The sequence below is a fragment of the Aeromonas lusitana genome (assembly GCF_002812985.1).
Classification (GTDB): Bacteria; Pseudomonadota; Gammaproteobacteria; order Enterobacterales; family Aeromonadaceae; genus Aeromonas; species Aeromonas lusitana.
In genome coordinates this window covers 1-22,497 of record NZ_PGCP01000035.1, presented here as the reverse complement: position 1 = coordinate 22,497, position 22,497 = coordinate 1, and the positions used below count along the sequence as shown (strand labels likewise).

General features: G+C 60.6%; 21 protein-coding genes. 11 read left to right on the top strand and 10 right to left on the bottom strand.

Translation table 11 applies throughout. The annotated features are described in order from the left end of the window. The 3 genes from CUC44_RS17565 to trhA form a co-directional block, all read right to left on the bottom strand. Positions 1 to 1,639, bottom strand: a 1,639-nt coding sequence (locus CUC44_RS17565; RefSeq protein WP_157812801.1) for a retention module-containing protein, incomplete at its 3' end; no start/stop codon positions are given. 288 nt (positions 1,640 to 1,927) lie between these two features. Continuing rightward, positions 1,928 to 3,589 (bottom strand): putative transporter, encoded by a 1,662-nt coding sequence (locus CUC44_RS17560; RefSeq protein ID WP_100861165.1) that lies wholly within the window; start codon positions 3,587 to 3,589, stop codon positions 1,928 to 1,930. A gap of 117 nt (positions 3,590 to 3,706) precedes the next feature. Beyond that, positions 3,707 to 4,342: a PAQR family membrane homeostasis protein TrhA gene (gene trhA / locus CUC44_RS17555; RefSeq protein WP_100861164.1), complete on the bottom strand. Its 636-nt coding sequence runs from the start codon at positions 4,340 to 4,342 to the stop codon at positions 3,707 to 3,709. Between the two features lie 210 nt (positions 4,343 to 4,552). On the opposite strand from trhA, the gene CUC44_RS17550 reads away from it, so the two are divergent. From CUC44_RS17550 to CUC44_RS17540, 3 genes are all read left to right on the top strand, one after another. Beyond that, positions 4,553 to 6,067: an aminotransferase class V-fold PLP-dependent enzyme gene (locus CUC44_RS17550; RefSeq protein WP_100861163.1), complete on the top strand. Its 1,515-nt coding sequence runs from the start codon at positions 4,553 to 4,555 to the stop codon at positions 6,065 to 6,067. A gap of 201 nt (positions 6,068 to 6,268) precedes the next feature. Beyond that, positions 6,269 to 6,820 (top strand): septation protein A, encoded by a 552-nt coding sequence (locus CUC44_RS17545; RefSeq protein WP_100861162.1) that lies wholly within the window; start codon positions 6,269 to 6,271, stop codon positions 6,818 to 6,820. Positions 6,821 to 6,844: 24 nt separating this feature from the next. Continuing rightward, a complete protein-coding gene (locus CUC44_RS17540; RefSeq protein WP_100861161.1) occupies positions 6,845 to 7,141 on the top strand; it encodes a YciI family protein in 297 nt (98 codons plus the stop codon). 98 nt (positions 7,142 to 7,239) lie between these two features. Here the strand turns inward: CUC44_RS17540 and cysQ are convergent, their stop codons facing one another. Beyond that, a complete protein-coding gene (gene cysQ, locus CUC44_RS17535; RefSeq protein WP_100861160.1) occupies positions 7,240 to 8,010 on the bottom strand; it encodes a 3'(2'),5'-bisphosphate nucleotidase CysQ in 771 nt (256 codons plus the stop codon). 165 nt (positions 8,011 to 8,175) lie between these two features. Between cysQ and CUC44_RS17530 the strand changes: the two genes are divergently transcribed. The 3 genes from CUC44_RS17530 (at position 8,176) to CUC44_RS17520 (ending at position 11,114) form a co-directional block, all read left to right on the top strand. Further along, the gene (locus tag CUC44_RS17530; protein ID WP_100861159.1) at positions 8,176 to 8,496 is read left to right on the top strand and encodes a ComEA family DNA-binding protein; all 321 of its coding nucleotides are present in this window, start codon (positions 8,176 to 8,178) and stop codon (positions 8,494 to 8,496) included. A 95-nt stretch (positions 8,497 to 8,591) separates the two neighbouring features. Continuing rightward, positions 8,592 to 9,503, top strand: coding sequence for a UTP--glucose-1-phosphate uridylyltransferase GalU (gene galU / locus CUC44_RS17525; protein WP_100861158.1), 912 nt, complete (start codon positions 8,592 to 8,594; stop codon positions 9,501 to 9,503). Between the two features lie 213 nt (positions 9,504 to 9,716). Beyond that, a complete protein-coding gene (locus CUC44_RS17520) occupies positions 9,717 to 11,114 on the top strand; it encodes a peptide MFS transporter (RefSeq protein WP_100861157.1) in 1,398 nt (465 codons plus the stop codon). Between the two features lie 71 nt (positions 11,115 to 11,185). Here CUC44_RS17520 and CUC44_RS17515 read toward each other — a convergent pair whose 3' ends face one another. Further along, positions 11,186 to 12,157 (bottom strand): response regulator, encoded by a 972-nt coding sequence (locus CUC44_RS17515; RefSeq protein WP_100861156.1) that lies wholly within the window; start codon positions 12,155 to 12,157, stop codon positions 11,186 to 11,188. Between the two features lie 294 nt (positions 12,158 to 12,451). On the opposite strand from CUC44_RS17515, the gene CUC44_RS17510 reads away from it, so the two are divergent. The 3 genes from CUC44_RS17510 (at position 12,452) to CUC44_RS17500 (ending at position 14,848) form a co-directional block, all read left to right on the top strand. Then, entirely contained in the window at positions 12,452 to 13,126 is a 675-nt protein-coding gene (locus tag CUC44_RS17510; protein ID WP_100861167.1) for a DnaT-like ssDNA-binding domain-containing protein, read from the top strand. Between the two features lie 102 nt (positions 13,127 to 13,228). Then, entirely contained in the window at positions 13,229 to 14,083 is an 855-nt protein-coding gene (locus tag CUC44_RS17505; RefSeq protein ID WP_100861155.1) for a DnaA ATPase domain-containing protein, read from the top strand. Positions 14,084 to 14,212: 129 nt separating this feature from the next. Further along, a complete protein-coding gene (locus CUC44_RS17500; protein ID WP_100861154.1) occupies positions 14,213 to 14,848 on the top strand; it encodes an SDR family oxidoreductase in 636 nt (211 codons plus the stop codon). Positions 14,849 to 14,876: 28 nt separating this feature from the next. On the opposite strand, the gene CUC44_RS17495 is transcribed toward CUC44_RS17500, so the two are convergent. From CUC44_RS17495 to CUC44_RS17480, 4 genes are all read right to left on the bottom strand, one after another. Beyond that, the gene (locus tag CUC44_RS17495) at positions 14,877 to 16,061 is read right to left on the bottom strand and encodes an ABC transporter permease (protein WP_100861153.1); all 1,185 of its coding nucleotides are present in this window, start codon (positions 16,059 to 16,061) and stop codon (positions 14,877 to 14,879) included. Between the two features lie 103 nt (positions 16,062 to 16,164). Continuing rightward, positions 16,165 to 17,301, bottom strand: coding sequence for an ABC transporter permease (locus tag CUC44_RS17490; RefSeq protein ID WP_100861152.1), 1,137 nt, complete (start codon positions 17,299 to 17,301; stop codon positions 16,165 to 16,167). Then, positions 17,301 to 18,305, bottom strand: a complete 1,005-nt coding sequence (locus CUC44_RS17485; RefSeq protein ID WP_100861151.1) for an HlyD family secretion protein — start codon at positions 18,303 to 18,305, stop codon at positions 17,301 to 17,303. The genes CUC44_RS17490 and CUC44_RS17485 overlap by 1 nt, the downstream gene beginning before the upstream one ends. A 73-nt stretch (positions 18,306 to 18,378) precedes the next feature. Next, positions 18,379 to 19,785 carry a TolC family protein gene (locus tag CUC44_RS17480; RefSeq protein ID WP_167388941.1) on the bottom strand — a complete coding sequence of 469 codons (1,407 nt, stop codon included), beginning with the start codon at positions 19,783 to 19,785 and terminating at the stop codon, positions 18,379 to 18,381. Between the two features lie 292 nt (positions 19,786 to 20,077). On the opposite strand from CUC44_RS17480, the gene dusB reads away from it, so the two are divergent. Both dusB and fis read left to right on the top strand, forming a co-directional pair. Beyond that, on the top strand, positions 20,078 to 21,043 hold the full coding sequence (gene dusB / locus CUC44_RS17475) for a tRNA dihydrouridine synthase DusB (RefSeq protein WP_100861150.1): 966 nt from the start codon (positions 20,078 to 20,080) through the stop codon (positions 21,041 to 21,043). A gap of 25 nt (positions 21,044 to 21,068) precedes the next feature. Further along, complete coding sequence (gene fis / locus CUC44_RS17470) at positions 21,069 to 21,365, top strand: DNA-binding transcriptional regulator Fis (protein WP_005309538.1); 297 nt, start codon at positions 21,069 to 21,071, stop codon at positions 21,363 to 21,365. 88 nt (positions 21,366 to 21,453) lie between these two features. On the opposite strand, the gene CUC44_RS17465 is transcribed toward fis, so the two are convergent. Continuing rightward, positions 21,454 to 22,083, bottom strand: a complete 630-nt coding sequence (locus CUC44_RS17465) for a LysE family translocator (protein ID WP_100861149.1) — start codon at positions 22,081 to 22,083, stop codon at positions 21,454 to 21,456. Positions 22,084 to 22,497: the final 414 nt, after the last annotated feature.

Here is a 22,497-nt window from a genome sequence, read left to right as displayed (position 1 = left end):
CGTCGCCGTTGGCCACGTTGTAGGTCCACTCACCGCCTTCGGTGATGGTCAGGGTCCCCAGTGCACCCGCGCTCGGGGTGCCGTTGCCGGCCACGAACTTGGCTTCATCCGCCCCGTCCACGTCGGTCACGGTCAGCACGCCGCTGTCGGTCAGGGTCGGGTTGGTCGTGTCTTCCACCACAGCGCCGCTGTCGTTGCCGCTGATGACAGCCGCATCGTTGACGGCTGTAACCACCCCAGTCACACCTGCGGTGGCGGTATGCAAGCCATCGCTGATGCTGTATTCGAAGGCGATATTGCCATTGAAATCAAGGGCCGGCGTGAAGACAAGCTGGCCGTTGGTCAGGGTGACAGTGCCATTGTTGATGGCAATTGAGCCGCCTTCCGCGATGACCTGGCCATTGATGGCCGTGATAGTCAGTCGATCCCCATCCAGATCCCCGTCGTTGCCAAGTACGTTGAGGGTGACTGTGCCATCTTCCGCCATGGTGAACTGGTCATTCCCAGCCAAGGGTGGCGCGTTGACCACACTGTTGTCTGTGCCCTTGGAGGAGGTATTTCCTGCCGAGTCAGTGAGAGTGGCATCGACGGTGATGGGGCCATTGATTGGCAGATCCGTCGTCGGGATGGTGAGATTGACCTGCGCCTTGTTGATGTCATCTGCCGTCAGTACGGACGAACTATCGGGCACGCCATCACCATTCCAGTCCACATCGAGACGATCCCCGACTTTGGCATCGGCAGGCAGACGAATAATCACATCCACGCCATTAGCTCGCTCGTTGGCGGAGATGACGTTGTCTGCCCCGTCCTGGATCTCGACCAGCGGCGCCGACGGCGCCGTGCTGTCCACGCTGCCGTTGTCGGTGGCGGTGCCGGTATTGCCGGAGGGATCGGTCACCGAAGCCGTCACGTCATAAGGGCCGTCGGCCAATGGAGTGGTGACATCGACACTGAAGCTGCCATCCGGATTGACCGTGGTGATCAGTGTCTGTTGATTGCCGTTGGCATCGGTCACCAGCAGGGTCACTGTGCTGCCCGGCAGCGCATCTGTGGTCCCGGTCAGGGTAGGGGTCTTGTCATTGGTGTTGTCAGGCGCTGAGACGGTAATGACGGGCGCCGTCAGATCGACATTCTCGTCCTCGCCATCCCGCGCCTCGGCGACGATGCCCGGCTCGCCCGGATTGGCGGTGTCAAAGCCGGCGGCCGCTATGGTGGCGTCCCCGATTCTGTCGATGGAGACAAAGCCGCCGTTGCCGCTGGCACCGGCGACCCCACCCACGTTACCGGCGGCGGGTGCACCGCCCGCGGCAGAGGCTTCGAAGGTCTTGGTCGGGTCAGCCCCTGCCAGAATGGCTTTCTGCAGGGCGGCGATATCGTCAGGAGTCTGGGCGACATTGTTCTGCGCCAGCAAGATATCTTCCGCAGCGGATACAGGCTCCTTGGTCGGGCTCAGGGTAAAGGTGGTATCCCCCCCCTGGAAACGGGCACCGTCCGGAGCAAGCAATACCGCATCCTTGGGCAGCACATCGCCTTCGGCCAGAGGTGTTTGGCTCCCGTCAGCGGCAACCAGATAGATTTTGCCTTGCAACTGGGTAACGACGACATCCTGATCCAATACGATGTTATGGCTGCTCATGGTTTCTCCTGAAATATCTATGGGCATATACGTCCAGCCTCTAATGTGCCTGCGAAACAGGCTAGAAACCAGTGAGAAAAATCGAATGGATGGACTGATATGAGACTGGGTTTTGCGCTAAAACCGAAGGGAGGTAGAAAGGAATAAAATTAGTTAAATCAATAGCATCAATTGTGACTAATGGCAGATGGGAGCCCAGACAGGGCTCCCATCACATCACTCTCTCCCCGGCCCAGAGCGGCCAGAAGTTGAAACTAGATGCGCTACAGGTACAAAGCACATCGACAGTCACACCCCGGCCCACAGCAGGATGGCCAGCAGCTGGGGCGAGATGATCCGCAGGAACATCACCAGCGGATAGACAGTCGCGTAGGAGAGCGCACTGGCCCCGCTCGTGGGGTGCATGCCGTTGGCAAACGCCAGGGCGGGAGGATCCGTCATGGAGCCCGCCAACAGGCCACAGAGGGTGAGGTAATTGAGCTTGCCATAGTGACGAGCCAGGAAACCGACCACCAGCAGCGGGATCAGGGTGATCGCCATGCCATACATCATCCAGGCGGGACCATCGCCGTTGATCAGGGTATCGATGAAGCCGGCGCCGGACTTGAACCCCACCACCGCCAGGAACAGCACTATGCCGATCTCCCGCAGCGCCAGGTTGGCACTCGGTGGCATGAACCAGTAGAGCTTGCCGATGCTGCCGATGCGAGACAGGATCAGCGCCACCACCAGGGGGCCGCCTGCCAGCCCGAGCTTGAGGGCCGCGGGGAAACCCGGCAGGTAGAAGGGAATGGAGCCAAGCAATACGCCCAAGCCGATGCCGATGAAGACCGGCAGCATCTGCACCTGTTGCAACTTCTGCTGGACGTTACCCACCACGCTGGTCACCGCCTCGATGGCATCGAGCCGCCCCACCAGGTTGAGGATGTCACCAAACTGCAAACTGGTCTGGCTGGTCGGCACCAGCTCGATCCCGGCCCGGTTGAGGCGCGAGATGACCACGTCGTACTTCTGCTTGATGTCGAGATCACGGATCCTCTTGCCGAGCACCTGCTCGTTGGTGACCACCACCCGCTCGACCCGCAGATCCGTGCCCCGGGTGGAGAGGGAGGTATCCACCTCCTCCCCCAGTACCAGCAGCACCTTGTGCAGGGCGTGGCGCTCCCCCACCAGGTGCAGCAGATCGCCGAGTTCGATGCGCGAGTCGGGACGCGGCACCATCAGCTCGTCACCACGTTTGAGGCGCGAGCAGATCACATCCGCCTCGTCCAGACTGGGGATCTCGCCGAGCATCAGACCGTGCATGTTGGGGTTGCGCACCGCGATGTTGATGGTCTGCAGGCTCTCCTTGGTCTTGCCCGCCTGCTGCTCGAATGCGGTCGCCTCTTCCTCGATCTTGATGCGAAAGAACACGCGAATGAGCCACATGGTGAGCAGGATGCCGCAGATACCGAACGGATAGGCCACCGCATACCCCATGCCCATCAGCCCGGTCATGCCAGGATCAGCGCCGAGTTCGGCCAGGATCTGCTGGCCCGCACCGAGGGAGGGGGTATTGGTGACGGCGCCGGAGAAGACCCCGAGGATCACCGGCAAGGGCACGTCAAACAGCTGGTGCAGCGCCGCGGCCACCACACAGCCAAGCATCACCAGCAGGGCGGCGAAACCGTTGAGCTTGAGGCCTGAGCTGCGCAGGGAGGAGAAGAAACCGGGACCGACCTGGATGCCTATGGTGTAGACGAACAGGATCAGACCGAATTCTTGAATAAAGTGAAGGGTTTGCTCATTTAGCTGCAAACCGGACAGACCGGCAAAGTGGCCCACTATGATGCCGCCGAACAGCACCCCACCGATCCCCAAACCAACGCCATAGACTCGCCAGTTTCCCAGCCAGAGTCCCAGCACCGCCACCAGCGACAACATGCTGATGGAAAGCGCGATTTCACTCATGTGTGCATCCTTTCCAAGCTGAACTGACCCTAGCTTGTCAGCAAACGAGGAGTCCGACTGTGGGATGCAGCACGAATTCAGGCTTTGATGTTCACAAAAATACCAATAAAGGGCTAGTCACTCGACATAGCCATAGATGGCCACGAAGTGACACAGGCTCCCCCCCAGCACAAACAAGTGCCAGATGGCATGGTTATAGGGAATTCGCCTGGCTACATAGAAGATCACCCCCAGACTGTATACCAAGCCCCCCAGCCCGAGCAGCAGCAACCCCTCTCCCGCCATATGCAGGTAGAGCTGATAGACGACCACTAGCGACAGCCAGCCCAGCATCAGGTAGGTGAACAGTGACAGCCGCTTGAAACGGTTGATAAACAGCAACTTGAACACCACTCCGGCCAGGGCCAGGGCCCAGATCACCACCATCAGCCCCTGGGCCAGCGGGGTGTCGAGGGCCACCAGCAGAAACGGGGTATAGGTGCCGGCGATGAGCAGGTAAATGGCGCAGTGATCGAACACCTTGCACCAGCGTCTGGCCGCTCCGGCGCCCATGCTGTGATAGAGGGTGGAGGCGAGATAGAGCAGCACCAAGCTTATCCCGTAGAGGCCATAGCTCAGCAGCACCTGGGGACCTTCATTCCAGCCCTTGTGCAGCAGCAGGCCCAGACCCAGGATCCCGAGCCCCAGCCCCAGCCCATGGCTGAGACGGTTGGCCCACTCCTCTTTCGGGGAATAGTCAGTCAGATCGTTCATCGCATACTCCAGTCCAAACTCGACTCACTCTAGCGATCCGAATTTCAGGCTACAAGTGTTAGCTCAAAATAAAAAGAGCGACGGGAACGGGATCCTGGTGGCCAGGAGATGGCTGCTCCCTCCATCCCTTTGGTGTATGCTCTGCGCCCGACGCCGATGCACCCCATGCGAATGGCAATGTCTGCCCGGCATGCTGGTCTGGAGAACCTGATGAAGCTGACTGAACTGTTTACACAACCGGATCCTGCCTTTGGCCAGGCCATGACGGCCCTGCTGGAGCGCTTCCATCACTCGGATGACAGTCAGGTACCCTATCAGCGGGGCAGCTTCACCCATCAACTCGATCAATCTCGCATGCCCACCGCCGGCATAAGTACAACAGAGTACCTCACTCGGCTGGCAACCCTGGTGCCCGGCGCCTCCCATCTCACCTCCCCACGTTACATGGGGCACATGACGGCGCCACTGCCGGCCTTCACCGCCGAGCTTTCCCGCCTGCTGGTGATGCTCAACCAGAATCCGATGAAGATGGAGTCCTCCCGCCTGCTCAGCTTCCTGGAACGAGAGGTGCTGGCCAAATTGCATCGCCTCATCTATGGCGAAGGCGATGCCTTCTACGACACGCACATGCATGCCAAGGATGCGGCCCTCGGCGTCATGACCAGCGGCGGCACCATAGCCAACGTCACCGCCCTCTGGCTGGCCCGCAACCGCGCCTGCGGCGACAACCTGTTTGCGCTCTATGAGCAGGGCTACCGCGGCGCCGTGATCCTGGGCTCTCGCTTGATGCACTACTCCTTCGACAAGGGCATGGATCTGCTGGGGCTGGGCGCCGCCAACGTGTGGCGACTCGATACCGATGCAGACAACCGGCTCAGCATCCCGGCACTGGAAGTCGCGCTGACACGCTGCAAAGAACAGAAGCTCAAGGTGCTGGCCCTGGTCGGGGTTGCCGGCAGCACGGATTTTGGTTCCATCGATCCCCTGCCCGAACTCGCCAGCATAGCGGCCCGCGAGCAGATCCACTTCCATGTGGATGCGGCCTGGGGCGGCCCGACTCTCTACTCCCCCCGTTATCAGGGCTTGCTGGCCGGGATAGCCCGGGCCGATACCGTGACCCTGGATGGTCACAAGCAGCTCTTGGTGCCGCTCGGTACCGGAATGCTGCTCTGCCGTCAGCCGGATCTGATGATGACGGTGAAACGGGAGGCGCCCTACGCCATTCGAGCGACCTCCTTCGATCAGGGTCGTTTCACCCTGGAAGGTACCCGCCCCGCCAATGCGCTCTACCTGGACGCCGCCTTCCAGCTGCTGGGTCAGCAGGGCTACGCCGAACTCATCGAGGCCAACTACGACAGAGCCCGGCTGATGGCCGAGCTTATCGAGGCGAGCCCCGCCTTCGAGCTGATGTCGGCGCCCGTGATGAACCTGCTCTCCTACCGCTGCATCCCGCCCCATCTGCAAGGCAAGGCGCTGGATGAGGAGGCGAACGAGCAGATCAACCGCTTCAATGTGGCACTGCAAAAAGCGCAGCGGGCCGAGGGGCACAGCTTCGTCTCCCGCACCCAGCGCGCGGTGGGGCGCTACGACGAGCTGCCGCTCACCCTGCTGCGGGCCGTGCTGCTCAATCCGCTCATCGAGGAGCGGCATATCCGTGAACTGCTCGCCGACCAGGAGAGGCTGGGCCATGAGCTCGCCCGCGAGCTGTTTGGCGACGCCCGCTAGGCCAGTAATCCAGCCAATCCCCGTTAGAGGCGCCCCAGCACGGCAAGTCCCATGGAACCACGAGCCAACGTGGAGGTCTCAGGTCTGATCCCGAGCTTGTCGCAAACCGTCGTAAGCCAGGGATGGAACCGTGTCTTATTCATTTGCCGTTGCCTAACGGGCAGGTACACTGAGTAAAATTTTGAGGTTAATGAGCCCAGCATGAAGCAGTTTATTGAATTTATTCCCCTGATCGTCTTCTTCGCGGTCTACAAGTTTTACGACATCTACATGGCCACCGGCGCCCTGGTAGTGGTCACAGGCCTGCAGCTCGCCTACAGCTGGATCCGTTATCGCAAGGTCGAGAAGATGCAGCTGTTCACCTTCCTGCTGGTCGGCTTCTTCGGCGGCCTCACCGTCTTCTTCCACGACGATACCTTCATCAAGTGGAAGGTGACCGTGATCAACGTGCTGTTTGCCCTCGCCCTGCTCATCAGCCGCTACGGTTTTGGCAAGAACCTGATCAAGCAGATGCTGGCCAAGGAGCTGCAAGCACCGGATCGCATCTGGGATCACGTCAACCTGGGCTGGGTCGGTTTCTTCACCGCCTGCGGTCTGCTCAACCTCTATGTGGCCTTCAACCTGCCCCAGGAGATGTGGGTCAACTTCAAGGTGTTTGGCCTGCTCGGTCTGACCCTGGTGTTCACCCTGCTGAGCGGCGTTTACCTCTATCGCCATCTGCCCGCCGAGCAAAAAACCGAGCAAGAAAAATAACCGCAACATGAAAAGGACTGTTCCATGTGGTATCTGATCTACTCCGAAGACGTCGCCAATAGCCTGCCCCAGCGCAAACTGGCTCGTCCCGCTCACCTCGCCCGTCTGCAGGCGCTGCAGGATGAGGGACGCCTGTTGACCGCCGGCCCCAACCCGGCCATCGATGCCGAAGACCCCGCCGATGCAGGCTTCACCGGCAGTACCGTGATCGCCGAGTTCGGCAGTCAGGCAGAGGCCAAGGCCTGGGCGGATGCCGATCCTTATGTGGCGGCGGGTGTCTATGCTCGCGTCACCATCAAGCCCTACAAGAAGGTGTTCTGAGCTTGGGCTATTGACCCGGTGACAGACGCAAACGTAAAAGACCGGACAATGTCCGGCCTTTTCGTGTCTGGGTTGTACCGAGCTGACGACCCTGAGTATCAGGCCTTGGCCACAAACCAGGGGTTGAGGATATCCGGCTTGTTGTAGCGCAAGGGGGAACCATCGAGGTGAGCCACACTGCCCCCAGCCCCTTCCAGCACAGCCTGGGCCGCCGCCGTATCCCATTCACAGGTCGGTGCCAGACGTGGATAAAGCTCGGCCCCGCCTTCGGCTATGATGCAGAACTTGAGTGAACTCCCCATGGAGATCAGCTCAAGCTCCCCCTTTTCCATATCACCAAAGCGGGCCAGATAATCCAGGGTTGCCTGGGACAGGTGATTGCGACTACCTACCACCTTCCAGACCTGCCCCTCTTCATGAGGGCGAGTCTGGATGGCGACAGTGCCACCCTCATCAATCCGCCAGGCACCCAGTCCGGCGCCGCCATACCAGAGCTTGTCCAGCACGGGGGCATAGACCAGCCCCCAGACCGGCTTGCCCTCCTCCATCAAGGCGATATTCACCGTGAACTCCCCATTCCGGGAGACGAACTCCTTGGTGCCATCCAGGGGATCCACCAGCCAGTAGCGAGACCAGCCTAGCCGCGCCTGCATGACCCCCGCATCCGACTCCTCCGACAGCACCGGGATATCAGGGGTCAGGCTGGCCAGCGCCCGCACTATGACCTCATGCGCCCCCTTGTCGGCGGAGGTGAGCGGGCTCTCGTCCTGCTTGAACTCTACCTCGAAGGGTTGACGGTAGATGGACAGGATGGCGGCACCGGCGGCGCGGGCTATGGGCTCCAGCTCGGAAATGACGGGTAGGTACATGGAAAAGGCATCTCGCTCAAATGGTTAGCTAGTGTACCGATTCTAACGGTATGTGGCTTATAGCTGATTGGACTGTGTTATTCCCTGTTAATTCTGACAGACGAAATGTGGCGCAGCTCGACTAGCTTTCTATAGCCAATCGGCACCTAACAAGGATGTGAAACCATGAATAGAAAGACCCTGCTCACCGCCCTCTTGCTGGGCTGCCTGCCGTTATTGAGCCAGCCTCTGCTCGCCGCCGACAAGCCGGTAGCCAAGCCGGCCACCACGCTCACCAGTGCCAAGGAGGCCGGCAAGATCAACCTCAATACCGCCAGCGCAGATGAACTCGCGGCGCTCAAAGGCATTGGCGAGAAGAAGGCGCAGGCCATCGTCGACTATCGGGAGAAGCAGGGCAAGTTCACCTCGGTGGATCAGCTGGCCGATGTGAGTGGTATCGGGCCCGCCACCCTGGATGCCAACCGGGACATGATTATCGTCAAGTAGTGAGTCAAGACCCTGTCTCTCATGTGGGCAGCCAGTGGCTGCCCTATTTTTCTTCGGGTATCATGAGCCTACTTCGTATCTTCGGACTCACTTTCATGAAAAAGACACCGCTCGTTGTTCGCAAGGCAGTTCTCCCCGTCGCCGGTCTGGGCACTCGCATGCTGCCTGCCACCAAGGCCATTCCCAAAGAGATGCTGCCTGTGGTCGACAAGCCCTTGATCCAGTACGTGGTGCGCGAAGCCATCGCCGCTGGCATCAAGGAGATCATCCTGGTGACCCACTCCAGCAAGAACTCCATCGAAAACCATTTCGACAAGAGCTTCGAGCTGGAGGCGACCCTGGAGAAACGGGTCAAACGTCAGCTGCTGGAAGAGGTGCAACACATCTGCCCGAAAGACGTGACCATCATGCACGTGCGCCAGGGTGAGGCCAAAGGCCTGGGTCATGCGGTGCTCTGTGCCCGCCCGCTCATCGGAGACCAACCGTTTGCCGTGCTGCTGCCGGACGTCTTGATCGACGAGGTCGCCAGCGATCTCAAGCGAGACAACCTGGCCGAGATGGTGCACCTGTTCGAGGAAGAGCAGATCAGCCAGATCATGGTGGAAGCCGTGCCTGAGAGTGAAGTGGACAAGTACGGCATCGCCGACATCAAGGGCGAGGCGCTCAGCGCTGGCATGTCCCTGCCGATGCAGGCCATCGTCGAGAAGCCCCCGCGCGATGAGTCTCCCTCCAATCTCGCCGTGGTCGGCCGTTACGTGCTGTCCGCCAACATCTGGCCCCTGCTGGAGAAAACCCCGGCCGGTGCCGGGGACGAGATCCAGCTCACCGATGCCATCGCCATGCTGATGGAGCACGAGCAGGTCAACGCCTACTTCATGAAGGGACGCAGCCACGATTGCGGCAGCAAGCTCGGTTATATGAAAGCCAACGTGGAATATGCTACCCGTCACCGGGAGCTGAACGGCGAATTCACCAGCTGGCTGAAGCAGTTCGTCAAACAGCTGTAATCGCTGAATATTTGCACAACCTGCAGAATAAAAAACTGGGCATCGTTCGATGCCCTTTTTCATTTAATAAACATAAAATCAACCATTGATAGATAAAATAACGTCAAAAACGCTCGTTGTAATTCGATTCCGCTTGTTTTATAAGGAATATGGCTTGTTCCTAGCCCTTGCATAAAATTTCTAAAAAAATATAAGACACAGGTGGAAGTTCCAATGAATAACCCGTCCAAAGGGACCTTTTTAGGTCACCCTAAAGGGCTTTTTTTGCTCTTTAGTACCGAACTGTGGGAGAGATTCTCCTATTACGGCATGCGTGCCGTGCTCGTCCTCTATCTGACCGACATGACCGCCAACGGCGGCATGGGCTGGACTCAAGCCGATGCACTCAAGCTGTATGGCATCTACACCGGCCTGGTCTACATCACCCCGATCATCGGTGGCTGGTTGGCAGACACCTTCCTGGGTCAGCGTCGCGCGATCCTGTTTGGTGCCGTGCTGATGGCCGCAGGCCAATTCACCCTGGCCCTGCCCCACGCCATGTTCCCGGACATGGTCAACACCGTCTTCTATGCGGGCCTCGGCTTGCTGATCCTGGGTAACGGTCTGTTCAAACCGAACATCTCCACCATGGTGGGTGACCTGTACAAGGAAGGGGATCACCGTCGTGACGGTGCCTTCACCATCTTCTACATGGGCATCAACCTGGGCTCCCTGCTGGCAGGGGTGATCTGTGGCGCCGCCGCGACCGCCTACGGCTGGCAAGCGGCCTTCGTCAGCGCCGGTATCGGCATGTTGCTCTCCCTGGTGGTACAAGCCACCATGGCACAGCGCTTCCTGGGTGACATCGGTCGTGTACCGGCCGCCCAGCGCGCCGCCGAGCAACGTTCCAAGGAGCAGAAGGCACCGCTGACCAAGCAGGAAGTGGATCGCATCAAGGTCATCCTGGTGCTGGGTCTGTTCACCATCATCTTCTGGGCAGGCTTCGAGCAGGCCGGTGGTCTGATGAACCTGTACGCACAGGAATACACAAACCGCATGATCGGCAGCTTCGAAGTGCCGACCGCCTGGTTCCAGTCCCTGAACCCCTTCTTCATCATCACGCTCGCTCCGATCGTGGCGGCCATCTGGATCAAGCTCGGCAACAAAGAGCCGAACTCCCCGGTGAAGTTCGCCATGGGCCTGCTGTTCCTGGCCGTCGGCTTCCTGTTCATGATCGGTGCCGTGCTGGAGCAAGGTGGTGATCAGGCCGTCAAGACCTCCATGTTCTGGCTGGTCGGCGCCTACCTGTTCCACACCCTGGGCGAGCTCTGTCTCTCCCCCATCGGTCTCTCCATGGTGACCAAGCTGGCACCGCTGCGTCTGGCTTCTCTGATGATGGGTGCCTGGTTCGGCTTCGTTGCCCTGGCCAACTACATCGCCGGCTTCGTGGGTTCCTTCGTCGGTGAGTCCGGTGCCATGGCCATCTTCGGTGGCATCGCCATCGCGGCCGTGATCAGTGCCCTGATCCTGCTGACCATGGCCAACCGCCTGGTCTACTGGATGCACGGCGCCGAAGGCCCGGCCAAAGCCCCTCAAGAAGACGACAAAAAGTTGCAGTCCGCCGCCGTCTAACCGGTCCGGATTGTGAATAAAAACGGGGCGCCCAGTGGGCGCCCCGTTTTTATTGGCAAGCAGACATCTTCTCAGTGGTGGCGCACCTGCATCTTCAAAGCGCTGCCGCTGTCGCTTCGAAACTGCAGTTCGAACGGCTCATGCCAGCTGCGCTTGTGCAGCGCATAGCGGCTGCTGCGCATCAAACCAAGCGGCAGCCCTCCCGAGCGCATCAGCCAGCGCGGCGAGGTGAGCCCTGCATTGGCGAACACCAGGCCGTCTTCCTGATCAAACAGCAGCGCCGCCATGGAAAACGAGTGGCGCAGGCCAGATTCCAGCAACTGCAGGTTGAGGTAGTCGAGCAGACGGTGCGGCTGGGTCAGCAGCAGGCTCTCCTGCTGCTGATACTGGCGGTAGGGGCCGTTCATCAGGGAGCGTACCAGGGCGCCACAGAAGGCCGCATCCATGCCGAGGACGGGCAGCTCCATCACCAACACCAGCAGCTTGTCATCCAGCTTGAAGGTGTCCGGGATGAAGAGATTACCCATGCCGGCGAAGGTCACCTGCCAGGGGCCCCACTCCTGCAAGCCGGGCGGCGTCAGCCAGGCCAGCAAACGGCTGGAGGCCCTGTCGTGCGCCCGGAAGAAGTCCATGTGCTCCATCAGCTCCAGCTGTTGGGTCTGATGGACATGGCCCGCCAGACACTGATCTATGCTGCGCCGGATCTGGCTGTAATCGGAGACGGGCTTGATGAAGAAGTCCCGCGCCCCGGCCCGCAGCGCCCGCTCGATCGCAGGCATCTTGTCCTGACCCGAGATGACGATCACAGGCACCTCCGGGTAGCGGGCGGCGAGGCAGGCGATCACCTCATGTCCATCCATGTTGGGCATGTTCAAATCACATAACACGATATCGGGGTGATAGAGAGCGGCGGCGGAGAGCCCTTCAATGCCATCTTCGGCCTGAAACACACAGGCCCCATCATGCTCGAGATAAGTGACCAGCGAGTGGCGGAAAACCGCTTCATCTTCCACCACCAGGATCCGTAGTCCGGCTTTTGACATCTTGACAAAGCTCTTATTAGTCAAACGGTTATTTGAGCATTAAGCCTAGATCACGTGGGGTCAATCTCGCCACTCAATCCTGCAAGGTCGTGTCACGAAACGGTCCAACTAATTGAAATAGGCCGATTATTTTGTCAGCTTTTTTTGTCCGTTCGGCAACGCCTCGCAAAAACGGTCACATACAGGTCCCGATAAAATAGGCGGCCGTGTCTCACAGTCATCCCCATGCGCCACGAATTGTATGCGACCCCGCCATGAGGGATAATGGCCCCATTCCTGATCGCGAAGAACACCATGACCCCAGCAGAGTACAGCGCCCTCGCCCACCCCAGACTGTCCCATCCGGCTCGCAGCCTCTATACCCTGCAGCTGCGTCGGCTGGTGCTGGAAAATCGGCTGGCCAGGCTCAACTATCCCGAGCTCGGGCGAGCGCTGGCGGTGGTCGATCCGAGTGACGCCAGTGGTTTCTGCTATCAGGTCAATGCCCGTCAGCTGACCGAACTGCTCGATGAGCTGATGGAAGCAGAACTGCTGCAAGTCGAGGCCAATGGCGACAGTGAGCACTACCATCAGTGCCCGTTCCATCTGCCCCTGCTGAGTCAGCGAGTGCGTAGCCCGCTGCCGGAACGCCCGTTCCAGATGCACCTGCAGTGGCGCCCTGACGAGGAGCTGCCCGCCCTCGCCCGTCTATGCGGGGTGATCGACGCCAGCTACAACGAAGAGGATCTCGGGGAGTTCATTGCCTACTGGCTCGGCCGCCCCGAGGTGTTCGACTCCCAGCATCAGTGGATGCTCAAGTTCATCCGCACCCTCAAGAGCCGCCGCTACGCCCGTCGCCAGCCGATGGAGGTCAAGGGGTACCAGCAGGTCACCCCTGCGCCGGTCGAGTCAGGGCCGAGCAAGCGGGCGCAGGAGATGATTGAAGCGGCCAAACGCCTGACCCAGGCAGAGGGACCGGATAATGATTGATCCCAGGCGTTTGCAGCAGGCACTATTGGTCCCCACATTCGCGCTGCGATTATCCAAGTTATCAAGCCCTTACCACCCCAGCCCCAGCAGAAGGAGCATTCCATGACAGATCCGCAAGACCCCCTTCGCCAGGAGCTGGAAGAGATCGAGGCCAAGCGCCGCAAGATCGCCAAGGCCAAAAAAGACCAGCGTATCCACGATCCCGAGCTGAGCCAGCACGTGGGTGGCCTGCTGGAGCGCATCCGCCGCCTGCAAGCCCAGACCGGCGGCAGCCAGTACGATTACGAGACCCTGCGCAAGGAGTACGACGCCAAGGCCAACGCCGAGGTGCGTGAGCTGCAAAAAGCGGCGCGCCAGGAACGGATCCAGAAGCTGATCGCCCAGGCCGACCTCAACCCGGACTGGATCTTCGACAAGATGGATGCCACGGATCCGGCGCTGCAATACCCCATCGAGACCGCCCGCTACTTCATCAGCGGCTTCGAGCATTGGGAGAAGAGCGGCGGCGGCTGCATGCTGATCTACGGCGACTACGGCACCGGCAAGTCGACCCTGGCAGGGGCCGTGGCCCACGAGCTGATCGAACGCCACCAGAAGTCGGTGATCTTCCAGCAGTGGGCCTCCATAGTCGATCGCTTGTTCTTCAACGTCATCCAGGATCAGGAGGAGCGCAACCAGTACCGCCGCGCCCTGGAAGAGGTGGATCTGCTGATCATCGACGAGGTGGCGGCCAATCGCGCCAAGATGGCGGAGAGCCAGTCCAGCTTCCTCGGCCACCTGCTGCGCCGTCGTCGCAACCTGTCAAAAAGCGTCATCATCATCACCAACCACAGCCCCCAGAGCCTGCATCAGGCCATAGGTGACTTCAGCTTCGAGGCGATCAAGGCCTTCAACCCGGTGGACATCCACCTGAGCGGCCCGAGCCGCCGCCCCAGCATAGGCCACTACAACGGCTGACCCTTGCGGGTCGACGTCATTGACGTCGGCCCCTTACTTTCTGTTCTCCCTTCACAGATAAAAACAACTCTCATTTACATCGGGTCATCCAGGCCCTAGGCTAACCCTTTTCTTCAAGGGAACTCTCTCATGCCGACCACTCTCATCTTCGGAGCCAGCCGCGGGCTGGGCCGCGCCTTCACCGATCAGGCCCTGCGCCAGGGCCACAGGGTCGTCGCTCTGGTCCGCAATGCCGACATGGCCGCAGAGTTGCAAACACTCGGGGTCGAAGTCGTTCAGGGGGATGCTCTGGACGCGGCTGCGGTCGCCCAGGCTTGCCTGCTGGCGGGCAGCGAGGCCCGGGTGGTCTCCACCCTGGGCAGCTTTCGCCAGGCCCAGCCGGTGGATTATCAGGGCAACCGCCTGGTGATCGACGAGATGGAGCGGGCCGGCCTCAAACGCCTGCTACTGGTCACCTCCCTCGGCTGTGGCGACAGCTGGCAATACCTGCCCGAGCGGGCGCGGGAGGCCTTCGGTCACGAGGTGCGTCTGAAGAGCCTGGCGGAAAGCTGGCTGCAGACCAGCTCCCTTGAGTGGACCATAGTGCGGCCGGCCGGTTTGCAGGATGGGGAGGCGACCGGCAAGGCGCTGCTGAGTCAGGGGCAGGAGGTGCACGGTCTGGTGCGCCGTCAGGACGTGGCGCTGCAGGGTTTGCAACTGCTCACCAGCGAGCAGGCCCTCGGCCAGATCTACGCCATCGGCGAGCCCGGCCTGCAGCGCAGCTAAGCCAGCCTCGCCTTGCACAAAAAAACGGTCAGCCTTCGCTGACCGTTTCCATATCGGGTGCCCTGCCCTGTCGCTGGCGCCATGCCAGCAAGAGGATGGCGAGCAAGCCGTTGAACAGTGCCAGCCCCCACAGCTGCCACCAGTAGGAAGAGATCTGATTAAACTCGGCCCCCATCTGGTTCAGACGCAGGAAGCCCTCGATGGCCGGGGTGCTCGGCACCCACTGGGCCAGCCAGTTGAGCGGCATGGGGATGAGTTCGACAGGCCAGATAAAGCCGGCGAGGAACACCAACGGCAAGGATGACACCAGCACCACCTGGGTTGGCAGGTCGCGGCGGGTAAACAGGGCCCCCAGCACCACCCCAAGCCAGGTGGTGGCCAACAGGAACGGCAGGGTGAACAGCCAGAGAGCCCCCGGCTCGGCGCTGCGCGCTATGCCGTAGTGATCGAAGCAAAAACCGAAGAAGTAGCTGACAGGCAATACAAACAGCCCCCCCAGCACCAGGGTGCGCGCCAACAGCAGCGCCAACACCGGCGCCTGCTGCCAATAGCCACGCTCACCTCGCAGACTGCGCTGGTTCTGGGTCGCCCCCAGGATGCCAGCCCCCATCAGCAGCACCTGGTGCAGGATCAGCACGAACACAGCCGGCACCACGTAGTTCACATAGCCCATGGTGGGATTGAACACCGGCAGTACGTTGAGCCCCACCGCATTCCAGCCCATGGCCGCCTGGGGTAGTGCCTCCCCATGACTGAGCAGGCGCGCCACCTTCACCTGAGCGGCCAGGGTGCCCCCCGCCTGGGCCAGCCCCTCGGCTATAGTGCCATAGACCAGGAAGTAGGAAGCGTCCCCCGCATAGCTCAGGGTGACGCTCTTGCCCAGCATCAGATCCCGATAGAAGTGGCGGGGAATGTGCAAGATGCCGCTCGCCTTGCCGGTCAGCATCCACTCCCGCGCCTCATCCAGGCTGGCGACCCGGGCGACCAGCTTCACCTGGGGCGTGGCATCGGCCATGAACTCCAGCTGACGAGAAAGCTGGCTGCCGTCGTCGTTGACCACCACCACGGGTTCTTCTCGCGGCAACTGGTGCAGATAGGGTTGCGGGTAGAGGAAGGAGTAGAAGAAGACGCCGCCAAACAGGGTCAGCATGATGGCCCTGTCCGCCAGCAGGGTGCGCAGCTCGAGGCGCACCAGATCCCAGAAACCTAGCATGCCATTGGCTCCTTCCACCGCCAGGAGGCAGCGATTTGTGGCGCCAGCAAGAGGCACACATCAATCGGCCGCCACTCGAGGCGTGGCAAACCCCAGAATCTCATCATGACTTGGGCTCCTCAAGGGTTTGACTCGATGCCGTCTGAGGCTGATAACGGCGTACCACCAAGAGCAGGGGCAGCAGGAACAGCAGCAGGGCGCCGAACTGAGGCAAGGTAGCCCCGAGCGGCAGGCCGTAGTTGGTCTGGCCTATCTGCAGCTCGACGTAGTGGGAGATGGGCAGCAGGCTGCGCCATAACTGGGCAAGATCCCCCATGGAGCTGACCGGGAAGGTCACCCCCATAAAGGCAAAGCCAGGCGCCGTGTAGGCGCCCGCTATCGACAGGGCCCGCGCCGGATCCCGCAGCACGGCATAGAAGAAGGCCCCCATGCTGACGCAGGCGGCCGATGCCAGCCCCAGCCCCAGGGTCAGGATCAGCCAACTGCCCTGCATGGGATAACCGAGCGCCTTGAACAGCAGCAGACTCCACCCCAGCCCCCAGGCCCACCCGATGAGCACATGGGGCAGCAAAATGCGCCACAGGCCCTTCCAGACCCCTTCACGGGCCCATTCCAGGCCGAGCCTGTCCATCCGTGCCAGCGCATTCAGGCCGTAGAGCACCACCAGGATTTGCCACACCGCAGGTAGCAGAGCGCTCAGCAGGAACTGGGCATAGCTGGAGTTGAGGTTGTAGAGCGCCGTGATCTGGTTGGTGATGGGCAGGGCTTGCCCTAGGGCACCGGGCAGCGCCTTGCCATCCGCCATGGCCTCCAATACACCGACCTGGCCGTTGAGGGTGCCGACCACCTGGGCCAGGGCCGAACTGACTAGCTTGGCGATCAGGATGAACTGGCCGTTGTTGAGCACAGTTACCTGGGGTTGGGTGCCTTCGCGCGCATCTCGCTCCAGATGGGCGGGGATCACCACTAGGGCGTAGATGTCGCCACCGCGCAGGGCGCGGGCCCCCTCGTCGATGGAATCGAACTGGTCCCTCACCTTGAGGCCGCTCGAGCCATCCAGGGAGAAGGCCAGCTGGCGGGAGAGGACGCTGTGGTCCAGATCCACCAGGCCGACCTTGAGATCACGGGCAAGCCCTGCCGAGAAGATCCAGCACAGGATCCCTATCAGCAGCAGGGGAACCCAGCTCGCCAGGGCCCGCCCGAAGGGGTCCTGCCACAGCCGCCGCCATTCACGTCCCATCAGAGCTCGACCAGCACGCTCATGCCAACCCGCAGCCCGTCAACCGGTTGCAGGGGACGCGCCTCCACTTGGAAGCTCTTCATGTCAAAGCCCTGGCGGGTATCGGTGGCGCGCCAGGTGGCGAAATCCCCCATCGCCGCCACGTGGGTCACCTTGAAGCGCACCAGCTGATCCCCCAGACCGGGAATGCGAGCATCGAACTCGGTACCGACCGGGAAGCGGGGCAACAAGTCCTCACGCACGTGGAACTGGGCCCAGGCATCCTCCATGTCGAGCAGGGTTACCACGGGGAAGCCCTGGGGCGCCAGCTCGCCGCTGCGCAGCAGCACCTGGGCCACCTCGCCGGCATGAGGCGTGACAATCCGGGTATCCGCCAGATAGGCCTCCACCTCGGCCACCCCTCCTGCCGCCATCTTGGCCTGCTCCCGGGCCGCGACCTTGGTCTCTTCCCGCGCCCCTTCCAACGTCATCTGATATTGCTGCCAGGCCATGCCTTCGCTGTACTTGGCCGCCTGCCAGGCGGTCCAGGCCTCGTCCCGTTTCTGCAGGGGCATGACGCCCTCCCGGTGCAGGTTGGCGATGCGGGCATAGGTCTTGCCGTGCAGCAGGGCCGCCGTCTTGGCCTGCTGCCACTGATCCTTCGCCGCCGCGATCTGTTGGGCCCGCGCCCCCTTCTCCGCCTCCTGCGCCAGGGCGCCGGCCGCCGCCTCCCCCGCCTTGGCCTGGCTCAGCTTGGCCTCGATCTCCGGGCTCGCCAGAGTGAACGCCAATTGGCCCTTGGTCAGCACATCTCCCTTCTTCACCAGCACCTCGTCGATGCGCCCCGCCACCTTGGAGGAAACGGAATACTGCTGCGCCTCTATCTGGCCCTGTAGCCGCACCGGCTCAGGTTGATAGGCGAGCCAGAAGCGCCAGCCCAGCCAGATGACCAGCATCACCAGCAGCAGGGTCAGCAACAGCGGCTTGCCCTGACTCATCTTCTTCTTGATGGGGGAATGACTCATGAATTCACCTCGGCGAACGGGCGACCCTTGGCGGTCGAAACAAACGGGGAAAAGGGAACAGACAGGACTGCGCTCATGAGTTCACCTCGATGGCCCGGCCATGCTGATATTGATTGAAGCTGTTCATCTGGCCGGAGAGCGCCAGCAAGCGAGCCAGGGAGACCACGTATTGATAGGCCGCCGCGGCGCGCTGGGTCTTGACCCCCGCCAGCTGGTTCTGGGCATCAACCACATCCAGCGAGGTAGAGAGCCCCTGGCCGAACGCCTTGTCCCGCAGTCGTACGTTTTCCTGTGCCAACGCCTGGGTCGAGGAGAGGGACTGATACTCCTCCAGCCCCTGGGCCGCCTCGCGCCAGGTCTTCTCGACCAAGAGCTCCAGATCCTGGCGGGTCTTGGCCTGTAGCAGATTGACCTGCAACTCGGCGCTCTTGGCGGCCTGCACCGTCTCCGAGCGACCGTCACGGCTCACCAACGGCATGCTGACGCCCACCCCGACCAGCCAGTCCGGCGTGGTCTTGGAGACGATGGAGTCATCCTCATAGAGGTTGTAGTTGCCAAACAGGAACAGCTCAGGGGCGTACTTGCCCTTCTCCAGCTTGATCATGCCCTGGGCCTGCTCCTTCTTGGCCGCCAGCAGCTTGAGACCCGGGTGTACCGCCAGGGTCTCCTGCACGAAGGGATCGAGTTGTGGCATGTCGTCGTTGATGAACAGCCGGGTATTGGGCTCTGCCTGTTTGAGTTTGAGCATATGACCGAGCGCCAGCTGGGCGATTTCCAGGCTGCGCCGCGCCTTCTGGGTATCGATCCGGGCCCTGTCATAGGCCGACTGGGCGGAGAGTCGCTCCACCTTGGCGATCTGGCCCTGGGCCTCCAGCTTCTGGGCATGATCCAGGTGATGGGCCAGTCCCTGCTCTATCTCCTGCTTGGTCTGCACCACCTGGGCCGCCAGCACCACGCCGAAATAGGTCTGGGAGAGGCTCTCGAAGGTGGACTGCTGCTTGAGCACCAGCAGTTGCTGCGCCTCGCTCACCTGAGCCTGGCGAATGTCCTGGGCCGCATCGATGCGCCCGCCGGTGAACAGCGGCCACAGCATCTTGACCGAGCTGGTGACCACATTCTGTTTAGTCAGCGGGGTGACGAAGTCACTCGGGCTCAGGTTCAGCGCCTGCATGACGGGGCCCAGCACCTTGCCAAATTCCGGGTGATTGGCGATGGGGTTGAGATCCAGCATGTCCAGCTCCATCGGCTGGTCGAGGTGGGTATAGCTGGCCCCCACATCCACCTTGGGCAGATACATGGCCTTGGCCGCCTCGCGTAGCTGCTCTGCCCGATCCACCCCGGCCTGCTCCGCCGCCAAGCCGTCATCTTGCTGGATGACCCGGCTCCAGGCCTCGGTGAAGCTGACGGTCTGTGCCTGGGCCGAGCCCAACATGGCTCCCAGCAGGCAGGGACCGAGCGATTTGATGAAGCGTGACGTCATACATCCCCAAATTCTATTTGTAATGAAATTGTGTGGAGCCTTTGCTCGATTCAGGCTCGCTATCATAACGTAAACCCGTGGCGGAGCGAGACTCACAAATCGTCGGCTCCCTCACTCATTTGGCCCCGACCATGGTCCCAGACAATATGGCTGCTTTTCAAGCACTCCTGAATTTGCAAGCCTTGGCGCGACGTTTTTTTCAGAAAAAAATGGCTGACGCTCAAATACTAACCTTTTCTCCTGACTAAAAAATGCGTAATATACGCCGCCCTAAGCCGATGGTAACCGTGGAATGCAGATAGGTCCCCACACGCTTGAAACTCCCTTGATTGTGGCTCCCATGGCCGGTGTAACAGACCGACCATTTCGTGAACTTTGTTTGCGTTTGGGCGCCGGCATGGCCGTTTCCGAGATGCTGCTGGCCAACCCGGATGTCTGGGATACCCAGAAAACCAGGATGAGAATGGGCCATTCTGCCGAAACCGGACTGCGATCGGTCCAGATTGCCGGAGCCGACCCGGAGATGATGGCGTTTGCCGCCCGCTACAACGTGGAGCAGGGCGCTCAGATCGTCGACATCAACATGGGTTGTCCTGCAAAAAAAGTGAATAAGAAGTTGGCGGGCTCCGCCCTCCTGCGCCAACCCGATCTGGTCAGAACCATCTGCCAGGCCGTGGTGAATGCAGTGGAGGTCCCTGTCACCTTGAAGATCCGCACAGGATGGGATCCGGATAACCGCAATGGCGAGGAGATCGCCCGAATCGCCGAAGATTGCGGTATCGCGGCCCTTGCCGTGCATGGTCGTACCCGTACCGACCTCTATCGGGGCGAAGCGGAGTACGACACTATCAGGGCGATTAAGCAGGCCGTATCGATTCCTGTTGTCGCCAATGGCGACATAGACAGCCCGGAGAAGGCCCGGTATGTCCTCGACTATACCGGCGTCGACGCCGTGATGATCGGCCGTGCAGCGCAAGGACGACCCTGGATTTTCCGGGAAATCCGTCATTTTCTTGAGACGGGCACCAAGCTGCCACCTCCCGACAGGGAAGAGGTTCGCACCCTGATGAACGAGCATGTAACCAACCTGCACCAGTTTTACGGTGCATTTCTGGGAGCGCGCATTGCCCGTAAACACGTGGGTTGGTATCTGGATGAAGAAGAGACGGGCCGAGAATTCCGTAAACATTTCAATGCCCTGGATTGTGCTGACGCACAGCTGGAAGCACTTGAAGTGTATTTCGATGGATTAGGTTAACGCATAACTAAAGAGCCGACCGAATATGTTCGAACAAACCCTGACTTCTGATGCATTGGTAACAACTACTCACAATCACGCTGCCGAGCCGACCCAGCGCCCCCTGCGTGACTCTGTGCAACAGGCCCTGCGTAACTACCTGGCCCAGTTGAACGGTCAGGAAGTGATTGATCTGTACGATATGGTTCTCTCCGAAGTCGAAGCCCCCATGCTGGACGTGATCATGCAGTACACCCGTGGTAACCAGACTCGCGCCGCCGTGATGATGGGCATCAACCGTGGCACCCTGCGCAAGAAACTCAAGCGTTACGGCATGAACTGATTTTCAGTCTCCTGCTGCAGTGCAGACGAAGGCGTATCCCAGCGATGGGATACGCCTTTTTCTATGGCCGGCTTTCAGGAACGGAGCCTTATTCTGTCGCCAGCTTGAGGCCAAGACCCACAAACAGGCCTCCCATCAAGCGATTGAGCCAGAGCCCTACACGTGCAGGCAAGCGCACCTTGCTGCTCGCAAAAGCGGTGGAGAAGGCCAGCAGGTGGCACCAGATCATGCCATTGAGATTGAAGATGCAACCCAGCACGATGAAGGCCAGCGCCTTCTGCGGCGCCGCTGGATCGATGAATTGCGGCACGAAGGCCAGGAAGAACAGTGCGACCTTGGGGTTGAGCACATTGGTCAGCAGCCCCTGCCGATAGATGCGACCGTAGGAGAGCCTGGGCAGCGTCACAGCCGCGTCTGCGCTGGCCGGTGCCGCCTTCTGTCTGAACAGAGAAACGCCCAGATAGACCAGGTAGAGCGCCCCTATCAACTTGATGACGGTGAACAGCTCGGCTGAGGCACTCAGCAGGGCTGACAGCCCCAGCGCCGCCGCCAGCACGTGCACCATGGTCCCCGTCCCTATCCCCAGCGCCGCCACCGAGCCGGCCCGCCAGCCCTGAGAGCCGCTGCGCAGCATGATCAGCAGGGAATCCGGTCCCGGCATCATGTTCAACAACAGGCCAGAGGCGATAAACAACGCCAGATCGTGGATCCCCAACATAGACAGCTCCTTGTGTATGAAACACCCAGTCTATGGATCCCGCCGCTCTTGTCACGCCCGTTTCAGGCAATAGTGATTATCAATGCAGGGCATAGCCGCTTGGTATATGGAGGTGGAGAGAAGATGCGGGCAGAGGCGGTAGCTTGGTAGTCCGGTAGTCCGGTAGTCCGGTAGTCCGGTAGTCCGGTAGTCCGGTAGTGTGGAGCGAAAAAGAGGCTGGAGACAGGTAATCGGAGGCGTAGAAGGCTGTGTTTTTGACTAAATTGATATGGTTTTGCGATGTGATTGTCTGATAAATAGGCTCTGTATGGATAAAATATCTGCCCATTCCCAAATCCCAGCCAATAAAAAAGCCCGCTCAGATGAGCGGGCTTCTTCTAATTGGGTGCCTGGCAGTGTCCTACTCTCGCATGG

What these genes read in the sequence shown, in the direction of transcription:
- CUC44_RS17560 (WP_100861165.1), bottom strand. Translation starts at nt 3,589, where the DNA reads ATGAGTGAAATCGCGCTTTCCATCAGCATGTTGTCGCTGGTGGCGGTG.
- trhA (WP_100861164.1), bottom strand. Translation starts at nt 4,342, where the DNA reads ATGAACGATCTGACTGACTATTCCCCGAAAGAGGAGTGGGCCAACCGT.
- CUC44_RS17550 (WP_100861163.1), top strand. Translation starts at nt 4,553, where the DNA reads ATGAAGCTGACTGAACTGTTTACACAACCGGATCCTGCCTTTGGCCAG.
- CUC44_RS17545 (WP_100861162.1), top strand. Translation starts at nt 6,269, where the DNA reads ATGAAGCAGTTTATTGAATTTATTCCCCTGATCGTCTTCTTCGCGGTC.
- CUC44_RS17540 (WP_100861161.1), top strand. Translation starts at nt 6,845, where the DNA reads ATGTGGTATCTGATCTACTCCGAAGACGTCGCCAATAGCCTGCCCCAG.
- cysQ (WP_100861160.1), bottom strand. Translation starts at nt 8,010, where the DNA reads ATGTACCTACCCGTCATTTCCGAGCTGGAGCCCATAGCCCGCGCCGCC.
- CUC44_RS17530 (WP_100861159.1), top strand. Translation starts at nt 8,176, where the DNA reads ATGAATAGAAAGACCCTGCTCACCGCCCTCTTGCTGGGCTGCCTGCCG.
- galU (WP_100861158.1), top strand. Translation starts at nt 8,592, where the DNA reads ATGAAAAAGACACCGCTCGTTGTTCGCAAGGCAGTTCTCCCCGTCGCC.
- CUC44_RS17520 (WP_100861157.1), top strand. Translation starts at nt 9,717, where the DNA reads ATGAATAACCCGTCCAAAGGGACCTTTTTAGGTCACCCTAAAGGGCTT.
- CUC44_RS17515 (WP_100861156.1), bottom strand. Translation starts at nt 12,157, where the DNA reads ATGTCAAAAGCCGGACTACGGATCCTGGTGGTGGAAGATGAAGCGGTT.
- CUC44_RS17510 (WP_100861167.1), top strand. Translation starts at nt 12,452, where the DNA reads ATGACCCCAGCAGAGTACAGCGCCCTCGCCCACCCCAGACTGTCCCAT.
- CUC44_RS17505 (WP_100861155.1), top strand. Translation starts at nt 13,229, where the DNA reads ATGACAGATCCGCAAGACCCCCTTCGCCAGGAGCTGGAAGAGATCGAG.
- CUC44_RS17500 (WP_100861154.1), top strand. Translation starts at nt 14,213, where the DNA reads ATGCCGACCACTCTCATCTTCGGAGCCAGCCGCGGGCTGGGCCGCGCC.
- CUC44_RS17495 (WP_100861153.1), bottom strand. Translation starts at nt 16,061, where the DNA reads ATGCTAGGTTTCTGGGATCTGGTGCGCCTCGAGCTGCGCACCCTGCTG.
- CUC44_RS17490 (WP_100861152.1), bottom strand. Translation starts at nt 17,301, where the DNA reads ATGGGACGTGAATGGCGGCGGCTGTGGCAGGACCCCTTCGGGCGGGCC.
- CUC44_RS17485 (WP_100861151.1), bottom strand. Translation starts at nt 18,305, where the DNA reads ATGAGTCATTCCCCCATCAAGAAGAAGATGAGTCAGGGCAAGCCGCTG.
- CUC44_RS17480 (WP_167388941.1), bottom strand. Translation starts at nt 19,785, where the DNA reads ATGACGTCACGCTTCATCAAATCGCTCGGTCCCTGCCTGCTGGGAGCC.
- dusB (WP_100861150.1), top strand. Translation starts at nt 20,078, where the DNA reads ATGCAGATAGGTCCCCACACGCTTGAAACTCCCTTGATTGTGGCTCCC.
- fis (WP_005309538.1), top strand. Translation starts at nt 21,069, where the DNA reads ATGTTCGAACAAACCCTGACTTCTGATGCATTGGTAACAACTACTCAC.
- CUC44_RS17465 (WP_100861149.1), bottom strand. Translation starts at nt 22,083, where the DNA reads ATGTTGGGGATCCACGATCTGGCGTTGTTTATCGCCTCTGGCCTGTTG.